This is a genomic window from Isoptericola sp. NPDC055881 (assembly GCF_053615895.1).
Genome location: NZ_JBSHCR010000129.1, coordinates 3,485 through 5,290, shown reverse-complemented (window position 1 = coordinate 5,290; position 1,806 = coordinate 3,485). Strand labels below are relative to the sequence as shown.

Annotated in this window: 1 rRNA gene; it reads left to right on the top strand. The window is 57.5% G+C overall.

Annotated elements, in window-relative coordinates:
- The first annotated feature begins 225 nt into the window (after positions 1–225).
- Positions 226–1,747, top strand: a 16S ribosomal RNA gene (locus ACWGKI_RS20525).
- Positions 1,748–1,806: the final 59 nt, after the last annotated feature.

The following is a 1,806-nucleotide window of genomic DNA, read 5'->3' as shown; positions in this document are numbered from 1 at the left end:
GTAAGTTTGAGGGGTTGCCCCGGCGGGGCTGGAACGGAAAAGGTTCTGGTCTTGTGGGTGTGCGTCGGTTGTTTGAGAACTCAACAGTGTGTTTGATAGTCAATGCCAAATTGATTGAAGATCCTTTGTGGATTTCTTTGGATCGGACTGAGCAGTTCAGCTTGGTCTGGCCAGTATCGTTGAATGCTGTGGGCTCTTTCGGGGGTTCGTGGTGTTTTCTCTTCTTTTACGGAGAGTTTGATCCTGGCTCAGGACGAACGCTGGCGGCGTGCTTAACACATGCAAGTCGAACGGTGAAGCCCAGCTTGCTGGGTGGATCAGTGGCGAACGGGTGAGTAACACGTGAGCAACCTGCCCTCCACTTCGGGATAAGCCTTGGAAACGGGGTCTAATACCGGATATGAGCACTCATCGCATGGTGGGTGTTGGAAAGTTTTTCGGTGGGGGATGGGCTCGCGGCCTATCAGCTTGTTGGTGGGGTGATGGCCTACCAAGGCGTCGACGGGTAGCCGGCCTGAGAGGGCGACCGGCCACACTGGGACTGAGACACGGCCCAGACTCCTACGGGAGGCAGCAGTGGGGAATATTGCACAATGGGCGAAAGCCTGATGCAGCGACGCCGCGTGAGGGATGACGGCCTTCGGGTTGTAAACCTCTTTCAGCAGGGAAGAAGCGCAAGTGACGGTACCTGCAGAAGAAGCGCCGGCTAACTACGTGCCAGCAGCCGCGGTAATACGTAGGGCGCAAGCGTTGTCCGGAATTATTGGGCGTAAAGAGCTCGTAGGCGGTCTGTCGCGTCTGGTGTGAAATCCCGAGGCTCAACCTCGGGCTTGCATCGGGTACGGGCAGACTAGAGTGCGGTAGGGGAGACTGGAATTCCTGGTGTAGCGGTGGAATGCGCAGATATCAGGAGGAACACCGATGGCGAAGGCAGGTCTCTGGGCCGCAACTGACGCTGAGGAGCGAAAGCATGGGGAGCGAACAGGATTAGATACCCTGGTAGTCCATGCCGTAAACGTTGGGCACTAGGTGTGGGGCTCATTCCACGAGTTCCGTGCCGCAGCTAACGCATTAAGTGCCCCGCCTGGGGAGTACGGCCGCAAGGCTAAAACTCAAAGGAATTGACGGGGGCCCGCACAAGCGGCGGAGCATGCGGATTAATTCGATGCAACGCGAAGAACCTTACCAAGGCTTGACATGCACCGGAAACACTCAGAGATGGGTGCCCCGCAAGGTCGGTGCACAGGTGGTGCATGGTTGTCGTCAGCTCGTGTCGTGAGATGTTGGGTTAAGTCCCGCAACGAGCGCAACCCTCGTCCTATGTTGCCAGCGGGTTATGCCGGGGACTCATGGGAGACTGCCGGGGTCAACTCGGAGGAAGGTGGGGATGACGTCAAATCATCATGCCCCTTATGTCTTGGGCTTCACGCATGCTACAATGGCCGGTACAGAGGGCTGCGATACCGTAAGGTGGAGCGAATCCCAAAAAGCCGGTCTCAGTTCGGATTGGGGTCTGCAACTCGACCCCATGAAGTCGGAGTCGCTAGTAATCGCAGATCAGCAACGCTGCGGTGAATACGTTCCCGGGCCTTGTACACACCGCCCGTCAAGTCACGAAAGTTGGTAACACCCGAAGCTCATGGCCCAACCGGTTTTCCGGGGGGAGTGGTCGAAGGTGGGACTGGCGATTGGGACTAAGTCGTAACAAGGTAGCCGTACCGGAAGGTGCGGCTGGATCACCTCCTTTCTAAGGAGCATCTGATGTCCGCACCTGGCGTGAAGCTGGGTGGGGGCCAGCAGGCCGCT